A 16531-nucleotide genomic window follows, 5' to 3' on the forward strand; every position below is an offset into this window, starting at 1 on the left:
TGAGGACGGGTGACGACAGACGAAGAGGTGAGGAAGGGAGGAGAGCGGAGCGGCAAGGGGCACCGGGCGGGCGACGCTCAGGTGAGGAACGTCTTGAGCTCATGGACGAGCTTGCGGACGTGGCCGGACAGCACCGGAGTGCCGAGGTCCTTGAACCGCTCGCGGAACCACGGGTTGACGCTCCCGCGGCCGGAGCTGGTCACCGAGCCGACCGGAATGAACTTCGCTCCCGAGCGGTGAATGGCGGCCATGCTCTCGAAGAGCGGCTCGGTCTGCCATTCGTAGAAGTCGGAGATCCACACCACCACGGTGTTGCGGGGCTCCGCGATCTTCGGCTGGGCCAGCGCCATGGCGACCGTGCCGTCGGTGCCGCCACCGAGGTTCGTGCGCAGCAGGGTCTCGAAGGGGTCGTGCACCCACGGGGTCAGGTCCAGTGCCTGCGTGTCGTACGCGATCAGATGGACGTCGACCTTCGGCAGCCCGGCGAAGATCGACGCCAGGATGGTGCAGTTCACCATCGAGTCGACCATCGAGCCCGACTGGTCCACGACGACGATCAGCCGCTGGGGTGTCGTCTTGCGGGCGGTGTGCCGGTAGTAGAGGCGGTCGACGTACAGCCGCTCCTCCTCCGGGCTCCAGTTCGTGAGGTTCTTCCAGATCGTGCGGTCCAGGTCGAGGTTGCGGAAGACCCGCTTGGGCGGGACGGAGCGGTCCAGAGCGCCCACGCTCGCCTTCTCCACCTGCGTGCGCAGCACCTCCGCGACCTCGTCGACGAACCGGCGAATCAACGACTTGGCGTTGGCCAGGGCGACGCCCGACAGATTGCCCTTGTCCCGGAGCAACTGCTCGATCAGTGACATGCTCGGCGTCAGCTGCGCGGCCAGCCGGGGATCGGCCAGCACCTCGCGCAGACGCATCCGCCTCACGAGGTCGGCCTCGATGGCGCCCAGCTCCGGGCCGATCTCCGGGAACAGCCGGCTGAGATCGGGGCTCGTACGGCGCCCGCCGGTGCCGACAGGACTCGTACCCCCTCCCGCGCCGCTCGCTCCCGCCCCCGGGCGGCCGCCGCGCAACCCGCCGGGCTCGCAACCCAGTGCGCGTTCGAGCCAGCCGGCGTCCGACTGCCAGCGCGCCAGTTCTCCGGCGCTGACCGCTCCTGAGCCGGTGGCGAAGACGCCGAGCAGCACCTTGGACACCAGTGCCGCGCGCCGCACTTCGGCGGCTCGACCGGAGGTGGCGTCCTCGTCGGGTGCCGGCACCATCAGGGAGTCGAACTCGGCGGCCAGCTCCGGGTGGCGCTGCACGATCGAGTCGACCGAGGCCTGCGGATCCAGCAGCGCGGAGGGCAGGCCCATGTCCTCGACGACGGCGAGGCTCGCCGACTCCAGGCCGGCCTGCTCCTCCGGGTCGAAGAGGCGGGCCAGCAGCCGCCAGTACAGGACCTGCCTGCGGTTCTCGTGAGGGTCGGCCGAGTGGCCCTCTCGCTGCGCGTCGTCCACCGGTCGCCCGGTCGTGTGCTCCGTCATTTCCGCAGCAACCTTCCGGCGCGCTCCCTCAGTACGGTCACTGCGTCGGTGGCCGCCTTCTCGGCCCGCACGCCCGTCTTGTCGGTGGTGCCGCCTGCCCAGCCTCCGGCATGCAGCGGGACGACCTTCCTCCGAACCGTGGTCTCGACCGCCAACGGCTGGACGCGGAACGACCCGGCGTCCCAGCGGAGCAGCCCGATGCACGCGCCGGACGCCGCGACGGCCTCCGGCGTCAACGGGCCCGCGGACGGGATGCGGTCCGTGTCGACGACGAGTGGACTGCCTGCCGCTGTGAGGACGACCGCGTCGTCGTCCCCGCCGACGGCGTAGCCCTCCAGGAACACCGGTACGACCAGGCGCGCCGGGTGCCGGTCCAGCGGTGCCACGTAGGAGTCGGCGGCCGTCGGCAGTGCGACGCGGGCGGTGGCGAAGGCGTCGGCGGGCGCACCCTGCCGTGCGTGGGCGTCACTCCATATGAGGTCGCCCTCGACGGTGACCGGCATGTCGGTGAGGTCCATGGAGCACCCCTCTCCGACGGCCGCCAGGAGCGACATGTGCGGGCGCAGCAACTGCCACAGGCCCGCTCCCACGACGGTGTCCGGCTTCGGCACCGACACGCTCGCGCGCACCAGGCGGGACGCGCCGCCCTCCGCGGGTTCGAGCACCGCGTGGACCTGTGCCTGTACGGCGGTCGCGTGCTCCTGCAGGTCGACGCCGAGAGGCAGCAGACGGCCGGTCACCGTGCCGGTCACGGGCACCTGTGCCGCGCCGGGCAGCGTCAGCAGCATCCCGCGCGACCACAGGTCCGCCCAGCGCCGTTCCGGCACGCGCTCCAGCGTCGCACCGGGGCAGGACGCGGCGAGTTCGGCCGCGAAGCCGTCGAGCAGTGTGGCCAGGCGGCGAAGTCCGGGGTCCGGGAGCATCGCGGAGACCACGTGTGCCGCACCGGACACCACGTCGTGGTCGAGGCCCCGCCATCCGCGGCGCGCCAGGTCGGAGAGCCAGGAGCGGGCGGCCGCCAGTAGGTTGGCGGGCTGCTGTCCGGCGGGCTCGGGCGTGCCCTGCTCGCCGCGAGGGCGTCCGGTCGCTTCCTCGGTACGGGCGGCCAGAGCGTCGTGGACCGAGCCGAGCAGCGCCGCACGCGCGGCCGCGAGGGCGACGAAGTGGTCCTCGCCCGCGGCACCGGCCGACGCCTTCTCCGCAGCCTCTGAGACCTTGGCGGCCAGCGGCGTTCCCGTGACGGCCCGGGCGATTTCCGCGAGACCCGCGGCCTGCGCGGGCCCAGGCCTGAGCAGTCCGGTGACGAGGACCCGGTCGAAGGCGTCGACGGCAGCCAGCGCCTCGTCCAGTCCGTCGACGCTCTCGCTGAGGAGGTCGGCGCGCATCATGCCACCGCCCTGGTCGGCGGGAACCACTGCATCTCCGGCAGCGGGGCCGTGGTGGGCGCGAGCTCCAAGTAGGCCAAGTGGCGCAGGAATCTGCTGAAGACGGGCGCGGCGGCCGTCGTGTCGCCCTGCGCCGGCCGCGAGTTGATCATTACGCCGGTGAGGGTCTGCGCGTCGGCCTCACCCGTGCCGGTGTCGATCTTCAGGTAGCGGGCGACGCGGGAGGCCCCGTACTGCAGCACCGCCTCGGTGACCAGGGCCCGGATGTGATTGCAGAACGAGCCCCGGGCGCCGCCGCAGGGGCGGTTGTTGTTGGTGCTGCACGCGAACGCGAAGGTACCGACGGCGACCGACGACACGTAGACCCGCTCGATGTCCGAGCCGCTGGACACGACACCCTGCAGACGTCCGTCGGCCAGTTCGACGAACGGGACCTTGGCGAGCTTCCGCGGCCGTGCGCTCGGAATCACGCGTGCCGTGCTCGACCTCTCCCAGTGCGACAACGCACCATCTCCTATGCATCCAGGGGGATGTCCACGCCTGATCGGCGGGACACGAATGAACATACGGGCGACCACTGACAACGCCGTTCCCGTCGGGTGACCTCCCGCTCCGGCACGGCGACGGGCACGACCGATCCGTGCGCCCGCGTCGCCCCGCCCCGCACCCCCGCATGCCGTTTCCGCGGCCGGACGACCCGACGCGACCGATCCGATCCGATTCGATTCGACCGGGCGGACGCGACGCGACGCGACCCGGGCCGACGCGACCCGGTCCGGCCCGATGCCACGCCACGCGGCCCGACGCGGCCGGCCCGGCCATCACACCGTCCCCGCCGAGCGGAATCCGCCAACGACCCCATGAGCGGCCCAAGTCCGGGCGCCTGCCCGCATCGGTCCCCGAGACCTGGGAAACCGGGTCGGGAGGCAGACGACCCGTATCGCTCCATCCGCTGAGCGCGGGCCCTCGGACCGGGCGCCCGCGACCGATCGAGAGGCACCGCTGTGGCACGTACCGTTGCCCGCGTCATCGTCGACGCACTCAACGAACTGGGCGTCAGGCACGTCTTCGGAGTCGTCGGGGACGCCCTGAACCCACTGACGGAGGCCATCCGCACCACCGACGACGTGAACTGGGTCGGTTGCCGGCACGAGGAGGCCGCGGCCTTCGCCGCGGGCGCCCAGTCGCAGCTCTCCGGGAACCTCGGAGTCTGCATGGGAACCGTGGGACCGGGTTCCGTCCACCTCCTCAACGGGCTCTACGACGCGGCGAAGAGCCGTACCCCGGTGCTGGCGATCTGCGGTCAGGTCCCCCTCGCCGAACTCGGCAGCGAGTACTTCCAGGAGGTCGACAACGACCTGCTCTTCCGCGACGTGGCCGTCTACCGAGCGACTGTCACCTCCCCGGACCAGATGCCGCGCATGTTCGAGTCCGCCGTACGCGCCGCCGTCAGCCAGGACGGGGTCGCCGTGCTGACCGTCCCCGGCGACCTGGGCGACCAGGAACTGACCGAGGACCGCCCGACGCGCTTCGCCCTCGACCGTGCGGTCACCCGGCCCGACGACCCGGCGCTCGCCGAGGCCGCCGAACTCCTGAACGCCGCCTCCCGCGTGACCCTGCTCGTCGGACGCGGCGCGCGCGACGCCCGGGCCGAGGTGCTGCGCGCAGCCGAACTCCTCGCCGCGCCCATGGTGCTCACCCTCAAGGCGAAGGAGGGCTTCGAGGACGGCAACGCCTTCCAGGTCGGCCAGACCGGTCTGATCGGCAACCCGGCCGCCTCCCACGCCCTCGCCAAGGGGGACGTACTCCTGATGCTGGGCACCGACTTCCCGTACCGCGACTGGTATCCGAAGGACTGCCGCGTCGTACAGATCGACGCCCGGGAGGAGCACCTGGGCCGCCGGGTACCCGTGGACGTGGGCCTCGCCGGCGACGTCGGAGCCACCCTCCGGGCCCTGCTTCCCCTGCTGAAGGCGATACCCGACCGCGCGCACCTGGACGACTGCCGGGACCGCTTCGCCCCCTGGCAGGAAGGACAGCGGCGGCTCGCCGACCCGGGCCACGAACGCCGCTTGGCCGGGAAGCTGCGCGCGGCGCTGGACAACCGCCACCACGAGATCCGCCCGGAGGCCCTCGCGGCAGCGGTCGACAGCCGTGCGGACCGGGACGCGGTGTTCACCTCGGACACGGGCATGGCGACCGTGTGGCTCTCACGGTTCGTCACGATGAGCGGCTCCCGTCGACTGATCGGCTCCTACAACCTCGGCTCGATGGCCAACGCGATGCCGCAGGCCCTCGGTGCGCAACTGTGGGCACCGGACCGCCAGGTCGTCGCCTTCTGCGGCGACGGCGGACTCAGCATGCTGCTGGGGGACCTCATGACGATCAGGACGTACCGGCTGCCGGTGAAACTGGTCGTCTTCGACAACCGGCGCCTCGGCATGGTCAAGCTGGAACAGGAGCAGGCGGGTCTGCCCGAGTTCGGCACGGAACTCGACAACCCCGACTTCGCAGCGGTCGCGACGGCTCTCGGGCTCACCGGCATCCGCGTCACCGACCCGGCGGAACTCGACGACGGCGTGCGCCGGGCGTTCGACACGCCGGGACCGGTCGTACTCGACGTGCTGACCAATCCCGAGGAGGTGGCCGTGCCGGGCAGGCCCACGGTCGCGCAGGGGTGGGGCTTCGCCATCGCCAAGGTCAAGGAGGTCCTGTCCAGCCGCGAGGACTGACGAGGGCACGCGGGCCCGTCGCGCGGACGGGGTGAAGAGGCGGTTGCCTGGCCCTGGTCGTGAGGACGTCCGGGGTGCCCGGAGGGGCATGCGCGGACGGCGATCACCCGAACGGGTCACGGGAGGTGCGGCGGATCCGACCGTGTCATCGTCGGCTCACCGGGTACCCGCGCCCGATGCCCCGCCACGCCCCCGACCGAGCGAGGAAGGGAGAACCCTGTGCACCGGATGCGGTCCTGCCGCCGGCACGCGGCCTCCGGCGGGTCACCCGCCTCACCCGCTGCGCATGACGCGGGAGCCGGGGTGCGCAACGCTGAAGGCGAGGGGCCGGCCGCACAGATGCAGGTCGGCCCGTCAGGAACGGCGAGGGGCCCGCGCCGACAGCGCACGCGCGATGGTCCGGAACGAGCCCGCACACCGCCGAACGGGTGGTCCCGGATTGCGTGCAGCGAGCACAGGCTCGCGAGGAGAGCAGCGGCTGCGGAACACGCGGCCGGAGTCCTACCCCAGAGAAGGGACCGCGCCCGATGGTCACCGTGTCACTGACCGCCACGTCCCCGGAGGACGTCACCACCGTGTTCGACGTCCTGCGGACGGCGTTTCCCACCGACAGGCCCGCCCGCAGTGTGGCCCAGGACCAGTCGGGGGGTCGCCCCTCCGTGTGGACCGCGGAGTTCGAGCCCACCGAGGACCGCATCACGACCGGTCCGACCGCGCTGGAGGGCGCTGTCAGCGCCACGCTCCAGGGCGGATACGTGGCTGTGGACCGGCTCCGCGCGGCGCTGGACGGCGCGTTCACCGTGAACGAGGCCGGCACCGCGTCGGGGGACCAGGAGAAGGAGGTCGACCTGCGGCTCCTGACGAAGGCGGACTGAACGGGGCGCCCGCCCCGTGCGCCGTGCGAAGCAGTGCCTCGCGCGACCGTGCGGGGGTACCCGGACACAGGGGTCCACGCGCCGCGCGCGGAGGGCCGGAAACCGACCGGACAACCGGAGAGAGGGGCGCACGACGGTGAACGGGTCAGCGGCCGAGAGCGGCTTGATAACCAGTCAGCACATGAGCGGGGAACCTGTCCGCACCTGCCGGCCCGCCATGCTGGCGGAGACGCTGCCGGCAGCGGGCGAGGAGGACGAGTGCGCCGCGGAGGGCGCCACGATCGTCCTCGGCGAGGACTGACCGCCGCCGGCCGGGCGTCTGGTCCCGGCCGCCCCCACCGCCGCCGGGACCCGTGGCGCCCCTTGGTACGTTCTCCCTCCGTGCTGCCGAGGGTGCTCCAGGAGTGACGCGTCATGAGCGACGACGTTCTGTCCGTCATACCGACCGACCCCCACTGGCAGCCCACGCGGGCCGCTGCCGACCTGGTGGCGTCACTCGTGGAGGACCTGGCACCGGGGCTGCCGGACGGCGCGGAGGTGGAGATCGACGTCACCTGGTACGACACGATCACCGCCGTCGACTGCGGTGGGAACCTCCAGGGGATCGGCTGCCCGCACTGCGGCGGGTCCATCGGCGTCGACTGGTGGGCCGACCTGTTGGAGGCCCACTGCGACGACGGCTTCACGACACTCGCCACCGTGGTTCCCTGCTGCGGCACCGCGACCACGCTGAACGCGCTGGAATACGACTGGCCCTGCGGATTCGCCCGATTCGAGGCAGCAATCTGGAACCCCGCCCGGACCTGGTTCGGCGAGGAGGAACTGACGGTCATCGGGGAGGCGCTCGGGCATCCGGTGCGGCAGGTCAGGGCCCACATCTGAGACGCGTCGGCCTTGGCCGCACCACCTTGATCGGGGTACGCCGCCGTGAGTACCCCCTGTGGAGTACGGGTTCGCCGACCTCCGGTGAACCTGCGCGGGGCGCGTGTGCGGAGGGCTCCGGGGGACCGGCTTGATAGGCAAGTCGCTACTTGCCTATGGTGGGGCCATGGCGGAGGATGTCTTCAAGGCGCTGGCGGACCCGACCCGCAGGAAGATCCTCGACGAGCTGACGGAGCGGAACGGTCAGACGCTGTTCGAGATCTGCGCGAGGCTGACGACCAAGCACGGCCTGGGTTCGTCCCGGCAGGCCGTCAGCCAGCACCTGGCCGTACTGGAGTCGGCGGGGCTGGTCGTGTCGCGACGCCAGGGCCGCTACAAGTTCCACGACCTCCGCACCGAACCCCTGGAGCGCATCGTGACCCGATGGCTCAAACCCGACGCACCGGAGAGCACCCCATGAAGATCCACCTCACCAGCGTCTTCGTCGACGACCAGGAGAAGGCCCTGCGCTTCTACACCGACGTGCTGGGCTTCGTGAAGCAGCACGACGTCCCGGTCGGTACGGACCGCTGGCTGACCGTGGTTTCGCCGGAGGACCCCGACGGGACGGCGCTGCTCCTCGAACCCTCCGGTCACCCCGCGGTGCAGCCGTACAGGACCGCACTGGTCCAGGACGGCATCCCGGCGACCTCGTTCGCCGTGGACGACGTGCGGGCGGAGTTCGAGCGGCTGAGCGGGCTCGGGGTGTACTTCACCCAGGAGCCGCTGGAGATGGGGCCCGTCACCACCGCGGTCCTCGACGACACCTGCGGCAATCTGATCCAGATCGTGCACGGCGCGTAGACCGCCGGAAGGCCTGGCGCGCGCCGAATGCCACCGGGTGGGACGCCCCCGAAGCGCGCCGGGCGGGCCGGCAGCCGTGTCCGCGGCTGCCGAGGAGTGCGGGTCCTTCGCGCACGGGGCGTGACGGCTGCGGTGATGACTCGGGCCCCCTGAGCTCCTGCGCGCACGCGTGTCCAGGGGTGCCGAGCCGGTGAGGGCCTCCGGCGAGTCGCCCGAGAGGCCGTGCGATCCCGCGTCCATGATGACGGCACGGGCGATCACCGCGCCCTCGGCACGGCCCCGCGCCTCCGCCGACCCGTGCCGTCCCAGAACTACGGAGAGTCATGGCCGCCGACAGCACCCCTCCGGAAGCCGACGTCCAGGTGCGTGCCGCCACGCTCGTGCGGCGCCCCAAGCTGTGGCTGGTGCCGACGGTCCTCACGGGACTGCTCGCGTTCCTGCTGTCCCTGCTCTACATGGGCGGTGTCGTCAGCCCCGGCCGGGAACTGCACGACCTCCCCATCGGCCTGGTGAACGCGGACGACGGCGAGCCGCCGCCCGGACAGAGACAGAACGTGGGCACCCAGCTCGCCCGGGCCATCGCGTCCGGCACCTCCGACAAGGCCGCCTGGCGCGTGCTGACCCGCGCGCAGGCCCAGGACCAGCTGGACACCGGCAGGATCTACGGCGCCCTGGTCATCCCCGAGGACTTCACCGCCACGGTGACCGCGCTCACCACCGCGGACGCCTCGACCCGACCGACACTGACCGTGCTGACCAACCCGGGCAAGGGGAGCCTCGGCTCCTCCCTGGCCACCCAGATCACGACACAGGCCGCCCACCAGGCCTCGCAGACGATCGGCAAGCAGCTCACCGAGGCCACCGCCGACGCGAAGCCCGGCGGCACCGCGAAACTGCTCATCGCCGACCCGGTTGCCGTCGTCACCAAGGTCGGCCACCCCATCGGCGAACACAGCGGCCTGGGGCTGAGCGCCTTCTACTACACCCTGCTGCTCGTGCTGGGCGGATTCCTCGGCGGCAACGTCATCAGCAACGGAGTCGACACCGCTCTCGGCTACGCCGACAACGAGATCGGCCCGTGGCACACCCGCCGTCCGACCGTGCCCATCAACCGCACCCAGACCCTGCTGCTGAAGATGGCCATGTCCGCCGGCATCGCCGCCCTGACGACGACGCTGGTCATGCTGGTCACGATCGGAATCCTCGACATGGACGCCTCTCACCTGCCGCTCCTGTGGGTCTACTCGTACTGCGCGAGCCTCGCGGTCGGCCTGGGCGTGCAAGCCATCAACGCGGCTTTCGGCGGAATCGGGCAGCTCGTGTCCATGTTCGTCTTCATCGTGCTCGGCCTGCCGTCGTCGGGTGCCACGGTGCCCTTGCAGGCGGTTCCCGACTTCTACCGCTTCCTGTCCGTGTTCGAGCCCATGCGCCAACTCAGCGACGGTGTCCGGGCCATCCTGTACTTCGACGCCCGGGCCGACGCGGGGCTCGGCCGGGCCTGGCTGATGATCGCGGTCGGATCGGCGGCCGCACTGCTCTTCGGGTTCGCGATGACCCGCTACTACGACCGCAAGGGCCACAAGCGCCTCACTCCGCAGCCCGGCTGAATCAGGGCGCCGGGGCAGCGGGGGCAGCGCGACGCCGGGGCGGCGAGACGCCGGGGCGGCGCGCGGAGTCCGCCGGCACGCCGTTCGAGGCGGGGCCCGGCTCTGGGGCGGTGCCGCCGCGGACGCGGATCTAATATGGTCGAAATTGGTGCTCTTTCAGGTGTTTTGCGCATCAGCTCCACTCGCTTCCTTCGCCGCTGTCGAACTCAGGAGTCGGTATGACCAGCGAACCCGCACCGATCAGCGATGCCGCCCGGCGCGCTCTGGAGGACGAGCGTGACGACGTCCGTGCCGAACGGGCCAAGGTCGCGGCGACTCTCAAGGACCCCGACGAGGTCGGGGACAGCGCGGACGAGGCCGACGAGTTGCAGCGCGCCGACGACCTCGACCGGCTCGACGCCCGCATCGAGGAGATCGACACGCGGCTGCGGCAGGCGGCCGAGGCGGGCCCGCCCGCCACGGACGAGGTCGGGATCGGCAGCACGGTCACCGTGCGCTTCGCGGACGGTTCGGTGGAGACGGTCCAGATCGGCGCGGGGGCCGCGCATGTGGATCGGACGCTGGTCACGGCCGACAGCCCGCTCGGACGCGCGCTGCTCGGCGGCAAGCCGGGCGACTCGGTGGTCTACGACGCTCCCGAGGGGGAGGAGAGCGCGACGGTCGTCTCCATCGGCGGCCCGACCGGCTGACCTGCATTCCGCCGGCAGGCCGCCCGATCGGCCGTTCCCGTCGGTGGGCGGCCCGGTCGAGGCCACGGCGGCTGCGCGCCCGCGCACGTCATGACGACCGCCGCACCGGCGGCGTCACAGCGATGCCGATTAGCGCCAAGTGGTCCGTGGCATGGTGACAGGCACGGTTCGGCGGGTGTCCGCCTCACCGTGCCGTCCACCTGTCCGGTCGGCCTCCGTCCGCTGTTTCCCCGCTGTCGGTCGTGCCCTCGGGGTCCCTCCGTCGGTCGTGCCGCGCTTCGCGTCACGCCCCGCCGGGCATGCGGCTCCCCTCGGCGCCTTCGGGCGCGCTCGCGGAAAGGCCGAGCTCCTCCCGGGCACGTACCGTCCGCTCGTCGAGCTGGTCCTGGTCCGGCCGCCGGGGCATTCCCCTGCTGTGACCGTAGTCCGGATCGCCCTCGACCTCTGCGTTGGACTTGTGGTGATGCGTCATGTGTACGTGCTCCTCCCAGTGCGTACCCGAGTGTCGGTCCGTACACGTGTGCGTTCCGACGGGTCAGGAGTGCTCCTGCGGTCCGGTGCCGGGTCCTGGTCGTGAAGGATGCCGGGGCCTGTCGGCGGCTCGGTGAGGTGGGGAGCGGCCACGGACCGAGGGGCGGCGCGTCTGCCGGGGTCCGTCCCGTCCGTGGTGGTGCCGGAGGCGGCCTGCCCTTCATTGTCCGTCGCCCGGCCCGATCGGGCAGCCCGGCGGCGACACGGTCCACCACCGGGGAGGAGCGCACGGGCCGAGCCCGTGGTGGGAATGCGGGGAGGCGGGTCCGGCGGCCGGTTCGGCGCGACACCCGCTGAGCCGTACGGGCCGGGACTGTGCGACGGCAACGACATGGCGGCTCCCGGAACAGCTACAGACCACTCAACCCAAGCGCGAGGTCGTCCGCGGCGCAACCGGGACGGGCCTCGCCCTTATGGACTACTTATCCTCGGTGAGGACACGAGCCGTGCGGTGCGGCTCCGGCGGAACGGCTAGTCCGACGTGACTCCCCAGTAGCCGATGTGCGTGGGCTCGCCGTCCGTATGGAGCACCGTGCATCTCCCCTGCCCGCGGTCGGGGAAGTCCAGCCGGCCGGAGTCCAGCGCGGCCTCCCAGTCGGCGAAGGTCGGCAGTCCGTCCGGCGCCCAGGCCCTGACCTCCTCGTCCGTCAGGGGACGCATGTAGGGGCCGTCGTTGGAGAGGTCACCGGCGTCGATCATCCCGGGCTGGTCCAGGACCGTGCCCGTGCCGCCGGTGAAGATGTACTCGTGCCACTCGGGGTCCCGCCACAGCTCCTCCACGGTCGTTCCGGTGAACCCGTGGTCGTCCTCGGCCAGTTGCACTTCCTGGGCCCGGCGGAACGCGGCTGCCAGATCCGGCTGGTAGGGGCCTGTTTGCGTCCAGCAGTCGCCACCCATGGTGATGCTTCTCCTCGTCTCGCGCAGTTCGATTCGAGGTGCAGCGTAGGAGGTGGCACTGACACTCGGGCCGGGGGATGTCCGTGGGCGCGGTGAGGGCCGGACCGCGCGGACGGCCATTCGCGGCATGCGTTCGCGTGTCGCCCCGGACACCGGCGCGTGAGCGGACGCGATCCCGAGACTGAGCCCATGGACGAAGAATCCCGACCGTCGCCGTCGCCGTCGCCGTCGCCGTCGCCGTCGCCGTCGTCGGCTCGTCGACGCGAACGTGAGCAGACGATCGTCATGTCGACGCTCACCGTCCTGGCGGGGGCGGTCGACGCCATCAGCTTCCTGACCATGGGGCACGTCTTCACCGCGCTGGCCACGGGCAATGTGCTGTTCCTGTCCTTCGCGGTCGCCGGTGAGGGCCAGTCGTCGGCCCTGCGCCCCGTGGTCTCCCTGCTCGCCTTCGTGCTGGGGGCGGTGGCCGGATCCCTCCTCACGAGCCGCCTCGTCGCGCACCGCAGGCACTGGTTCGCGGCAGCCCTGGCGGGCGAGGGAGCACTCCTGGCGGTCGCGGGCGCGACGGCCCTGGCGCGCAACGGTTCCGGCTCACTCACCGAGGACCCGGACAACCTGGTCATCGCCATCGTCGCCTTCGCCATGGGCATGCGCGCGGACACCGCACTGCGCGCGGCAGTTCCCGGTATGCCGACGCTGCTGCTCCAGGTGTCGCTGATCCGCCTCATCCACGGCCTCACGAGCGACACTCCCGAGACACCGCACCGGCACACGATCCGTGTCCGGCTCGTCGCGACCGTGCTCGGCATCTTCGCGGGCGGCGTCCTCGGCACCCTCATCACGCCGTGGGGAACGGGTCGCGCGCTGCTCGCCGTCGCGGCCGCCGTCCTGATCATCGCCGGACTCAACGTGGTCCTGGCACGGTACCGGCTGCTCGCGCCCGACCTCATCGGCTGAACCACGGCCGGCGCCGACGTCGTGAAGGGCCTGCCGGGCCCGGGCTCAACCGGAGCCTCCAGTAGTCGAGTTGCCTGCCCCTCGACGGAGTCGGCGACCGCCGGAGGGCGGACCGCGGGCGACCGATCCGCGGTGGCAGTCCGCTTGGGCATGAGTCATGACGAAGGCTCCCGACAACATCGACTCCCTTGACGCCGCGGCCGCGTTCGCCGACCCTTGCGCCGCACGGCGTTCGTCCAGGGCCGGCCGGGGTCGGAGAGCGCCTGCCCGACGTCGTCGTACCGCGTCACGAGCCATGCCGGCAGGCCGTCCGTCCCCGTGGTCCGGTGCACCGGGCCCCGTCCGGGACCGGCCCGACTTCCGGGCCCGGACGGACGCGCTGGTCGTGCCCGACCCGGCCGGACCGCACCGGGCCAAGGAAGCGGTGGGCAGCCTGCGGGGCTTCTTCCACGGCATCGTCGAGGACAAGCGGGCCCGGCAGGGGGACGATCTGCCCTCTGCCCTCTGCCCTCTGCCCTCTGCCCTCTGCCCTCTGCCCTCGTCTCCGCCCACGACGACGGGGACACGCTCGCCGCCGCCCGCCGGATCGTCGTTCCGCGCAGCGCCGTCCGGTGTGTGCTTCCGTGCCGCTCCGGGCCAGGTTTCACACCTGACGCGGAACCTCTCAACTCCACTTCTGCGTAGGTACATTGAGATCGAAATTGCTCGACCGAGGGGGTGGGGATGCGCGGCATGGTCCTGGACGGCCGATACACGCTCACGGAGCGGGTCGGCGCGGGCGGCATGGGTGTGGTGTGGCGGGCCAGGGACGGGCGGCTCGACCGTGCCGTGGCGGTCAAACTGCTCAGGCTGCCTCCGGGTACGGACCCTGTCGAACGCGGGCGGCTGCTCGCCATGTTCGGGCGGGAGGCGCGGGCCGCGGCCGCGCTCGACAGCTCCTACATCGTGCCGGTCTTCGACCACGGGGCCGACGGTGAAGTCCCCTATCTGGTCATGCCGTTGCTCTCCGGCCGGACCGTGCGCGAGCTCCTCGCGACAGGCCCGCTGCCGCCTGAGCGGGTCGCGGTCCTCGCGGCGCAGATCTGCCGCGCCCTCGCGACCGCGCACACGGCCGGCATCGTGCATCGAGACATCAAGCCCGCGAACGTCATGCTCACGGGCGAGGACATGGTCAAGGTGCTCGACTTCGGCATCGCCACGTTCCTCGACGCCACGAGCAGCGGCCGTCTCACCGCGACCGCCGACTCGCCCATCGGCACCCTCGCCTACATGGCGCCGGAGCGCTTCACGCGAGGCGCGGAGGACGGCCGTACGGACGTGTACGCCCTGGGCTGCATGGTGCACGAGATGCTCACCGGCGCGCCGCCCTTCGACGCCACGTCGGCACCCGCGCTCATGCACTGCCATGTGTACGAGACTCCGGATCCGGTGTCGGTCCGGCGACCGGGGATCGCTCCCGAGTGGGACGCGCTGGTGCGGCGGATGCTGGCGAAGACGGTCGGCCGGCGGCCGACGGCCGACGAGGCGAGAACCGAGTTCGAGAGACTGGCCCAGGGCCCGTCGGCGCGCCCTTCGCCCGGAGCGGCCACGGACAGGCCCGGCGTCGCCGCGGGGGCACCGGGGCCCGAAGTGCCGCCGGTCGCCCCGGAGATGAAGGGTGGCGCCGCCGGGCAGCAGCGTTCCGCCGCAACTCCGGCCGCGGGTCGGCATCCGGCCGCCGACGCCGTGCCCGCGAGCCGAGACACCACCTCGTACGTGCTCGCCCCGCCCCTTCCGAAACGGCCGCCCGCCACCCGCCTGCGCGGACGGCGTACCGCGTGGGTCGTCGCCTCGGTCGCCGTGTCGGCGCTCGTCGCCGGGCTCACCGTCCTCCACCCCTTCGACGGCGACGGAGACGGTGAGGAAGGAGGCGGGAAGAGCGGACCGGGCGGCGGGAAGAGCGTGACGGTCGCCGCGGTGGCCGGGACCCAGACGCTCACCCTCGGCTCCGCCGCCGACTCGAAGGGACCCGCTCCCCAGGTGCGGGGCGCCCGGAAGGGAGGCACGGTCGAGGTGCTCGAACCCGGCGGCATCAACACGGCCGACCCCGGCAACATGTGGTACGGCACGGACCGGCTCATCTCACGCCTCGTCTACCGCAGCCTGACCACGTTCGAGACCCTGCCCGACGGCTCCGTACGCCTGGTCGGGGATCTCGCCGAGGACACCGGCCGGTCGTCCGTCGGGGGACGCGACTGGACGTTCACGCTCAAACCGGGTCTCACCTACAACGACGGATCGCCCGTGCGGGCGCAGGATTTCGCCCACGCGATCAAACGGACCCTCAGTCCGGACGACTTCCCGCTGGGCGACCGCACCCTGCGCAGCTTCCTGCTCGGGCCCGAGGACGCGGACGGCATCGGCGACGAGCACGCGATGCCGCCGGGTGCCATCGAGACGCCCGACGACCGTACGATCGTCTTCCATCTCGACGGCGCGCACCCCGACTTCAACGTGGTCCTCGCGGGCCCGAACGGCGCCCCCGTCCCCGAGCGGGTCTCCGACATCGCCGCGACCTCCGAACTCCTGCCGTCCACGGGCCCGTACCAGATCCGCTCCTACACCGGGGCCAAGAACCTGACCCTCACCCGCAATCCGAAGTGGTCGCCGGACTCCGACCCGGTTCGCACCGCGTATCCCGACCGGTATCAGATCACCGGTTCACTCACGATCGACGAGATCAAGTCCCGTATCCGCGCGGCGGGTTCGAAGTCCGCGGTGATGACGTTCACCGGCTCGCTGGACAAGGACGGGCTGGGGGAGTCGGACGGTGCCCCCGGCAGTGGCACGGTCCGGGTGACATCGCCGGCCCCCTACGTCCACGTGTATTCGATCGACACCGAACGCGTGCCCGAGCTGAAGGTGCGTCAGGCCATCGCCACCGCCTATCCGGCGGCCGATGTGCTGGCGGCCAGTGGAGAGGACGGCGTCGCCACGCACCACCTCATGCCGCCGGGCATCCCCGGTTCACGCGACTTCGACCTGTACGGGGCGGGGGAGCACGGCGACCCGAGCGGCGCGCGCAAGCTGCTCACCGAGGCGGGGGAGAAGGACTATCCGCTCACCATCGGCTACGCGACGACGGCCGACGAGTCGCGGGCGAAGGCGGTGAAGAAGGCTCTGGACAATGCGGGCTTCCGGGTGACGCTCAAGAACGTCGACGTGTCCGATCTCTACGAGGAGGCGGGCGAGGGCTCCTACGACCTGTTCCGCGTGCCGATGAACGTGAACGGCCTCCCGCTGGCGTCGGCGTACCTGCCCGACTCGTTCGACGGCCGCCACACCTACCCGACCACGTCCAACTTCTCCCGGCTGGACAGCGAGAAGGTCAACAGCGCGATCGACGCGGCCAACGCGACGACCGACGTGGCGGCCGCGGGCGAGAAGTGGTCCACCGTCGACCGCCGGGTGATGGAGGAGGCCGCCGCCGTCCCGGTGTACGTGCCGGTGCGCACGTTCCTCTACTCCGCCAGGCTCAAGGGCCTCCAGGCGGACCTGGACGGACTGTCGCCGTTGAACGCGTACATCAAGGAGTGACGGCGAACGGCGGCCCGGGCCGGGAAAC

The 16531-nt window shown here is 71.8% G+C and carries 14 protein-coding genes and 1 pseudogene; 9 read left to right on the forward strand and 6 right to left on the reverse strand.

Annotated features, from left to right (window positions below):
• Positions 1–77 precede the first annotated feature (77 nt).
• The 3 genes from IE265_RS16625 to IE265_RS16635 are packed head-to-tail and all read right to left on the reverse strand — an operon-like array spanning position 78 to position 3414.
• The gene (locus IE265_RS16625; protein WP_190036345.1) at positions 78–1526 is read right to left on the reverse strand and encodes a vWA domain-containing protein; all 1449 of its coding nucleotides are present in this window, start codon (positions 1524–1526) and stop codon (positions 78–80) included.
• The gene (locus IE265_RS16630) at positions 1523–2941 is read right to left on the reverse strand and encodes a hypothetical protein (RefSeq protein ID WP_190036346.1); all 1419 of its coding nucleotides are present in this window, start codon (positions 2939–2941) and stop codon (positions 1523–1525) included. Before IE265_RS16630 ends, IE265_RS16625 begins: the two co-directional genes overlap by 4 nt.
• Positions 2911–3414, reverse strand: coding sequence for a hypothetical protein (locus IE265_RS16635; protein ID WP_190036347.1), 504 nt, complete (start codon positions 3412–3414; stop codon positions 2911–2913). Before IE265_RS16635 ends, IE265_RS16630 begins: the two co-directional genes overlap by 31 nt.
• A 501-nt stretch (positions 3415–3915) precedes the next feature.
• On the opposite strand from IE265_RS16635, the gene IE265_RS16640 reads away from it, so the two are divergent.
• From IE265_RS16640 to IE265_RS16670, 7 genes are all read left to right on the forward strand, one after another.
• Positions 3916–5643 (forward strand): thiamine pyrophosphate-dependent enzyme, encoded by a 1728-nt coding sequence (locus IE265_RS16640; RefSeq protein WP_190036348.1) that lies wholly within the window; start codon positions 3916–3918, stop codon positions 5641–5643.
• A gap of 527 nt (positions 5644–6170) precedes the next feature.
• Entirely contained in the window at positions 6171–6518 is a 348-nt protein-coding gene (locus IE265_RS16645; RefSeq protein ID WP_190036349.1) for a hypothetical protein, read from the forward strand.
• Between the two features lie 414 nt (positions 6519–6932).
• Positions 6933–7400: a hypothetical protein gene (locus IE265_RS16650; protein WP_190036350.1), complete on the forward strand. Its 468-nt coding sequence runs from the start codon at positions 6933–6935 to the stop codon at positions 7398–7400.
• Between the two features lie 166 nt (positions 7401–7566).
• A complete protein-coding gene (locus tag IE265_RS16655; protein WP_190036351.1) occupies positions 7567–7860 on the forward strand; it encodes an ArsR/SmtB family transcription factor in 294 nt (97 codons plus the stop codon).
• Entirely contained in the window at positions 7857–8243 is a 387-nt protein-coding gene (locus IE265_RS16660; protein ID WP_190036431.1) for a VOC family protein, read from the forward strand. The genes IE265_RS16655 and IE265_RS16660 overlap by 4 nt, the downstream gene beginning before the upstream one ends.
• A gap of 323 nt (positions 8244–8566) precedes the next feature.
• Complete coding sequence (locus IE265_RS16665; RefSeq protein ID WP_190036352.1) at positions 8567–9850, forward strand: DUF3533 domain-containing protein; 1284 nt, start codon at positions 8567–8569, stop codon at positions 9848–9850.
• Positions 9851–10068: 218 nt separating this feature from the next.
• Positions 10069–10539 carry a GreA/GreB family elongation factor gene (locus IE265_RS16670; RefSeq protein WP_190036353.1) on the forward strand — a complete coding sequence of 157 codons (471 nt, stop codon included), beginning with the start codon at positions 10069–10071 and terminating at the stop codon, positions 10537–10539.
• Positions 10540–10822: 283 nt separating this feature from the next.
• Here IE265_RS16670 and IE265_RS16675 read toward each other — a convergent pair whose 3' ends face one another.
• Together IE265_RS16675 and IE265_RS16680 are read right to left on the reverse strand one after the other, a co-directional pair.
• On the reverse strand, positions 10823–11011 hold the full coding sequence (locus IE265_RS16675; RefSeq protein WP_190036354.1) for a hypothetical protein: 189 nt from the start codon (positions 11009–11011) through the stop codon (positions 10823–10825).
• Between the two features lie 530 nt (positions 11012–11541).
• Positions 11542–11967, reverse strand: a complete 426-nt coding sequence (locus IE265_RS16680) for a hypothetical protein (RefSeq protein WP_190036355.1) — start codon at positions 11965–11967, stop codon at positions 11542–11544.
• A 285-nt stretch (positions 11968–12252) separates the two neighbouring features.
• On the opposite strand from IE265_RS16680, the gene IE265_RS16685 reads away from it, so the two are divergent.
• Entirely contained in the window at positions 12253–12927 is a 675-nt protein-coding gene (locus IE265_RS16685; RefSeq protein WP_190036356.1) for a YoaK family protein, read from the forward strand.
• A 210-nt stretch (positions 12928–13137) separates the two neighbouring features.
• Here IE265_RS16685 and IE265_RS38380 read toward each other — a convergent pair.
• Positions 13138–13259: pseudogene (locus tag IE265_RS38380) on the reverse strand (cytochrome P450); the annotation flags it as partial.
• A gap of 391 nt (positions 13260–13650) precedes the next feature.
• On the opposite strand from IE265_RS38380, the gene IE265_RS16690 reads away from it, so the two are divergent.
• Positions 13651–16503: a protein kinase domain-containing protein gene (locus tag IE265_RS16690; RefSeq protein WP_190036357.1), complete on the forward strand. Its 2853-nt coding sequence runs from the start codon at positions 13651–13653 to the stop codon at positions 16501–16503.
• Positions 16504–16531: the final 28 nt, after the last annotated feature.

The organism is Streptomyces fructofermentans (assembly GCF_014651055.1).
Classification (GTDB): Bacteria; Actinomycetota; Actinomycetes; order Streptomycetales; family Streptomycetaceae; genus Streptomyces; species Streptomyces fructofermentans.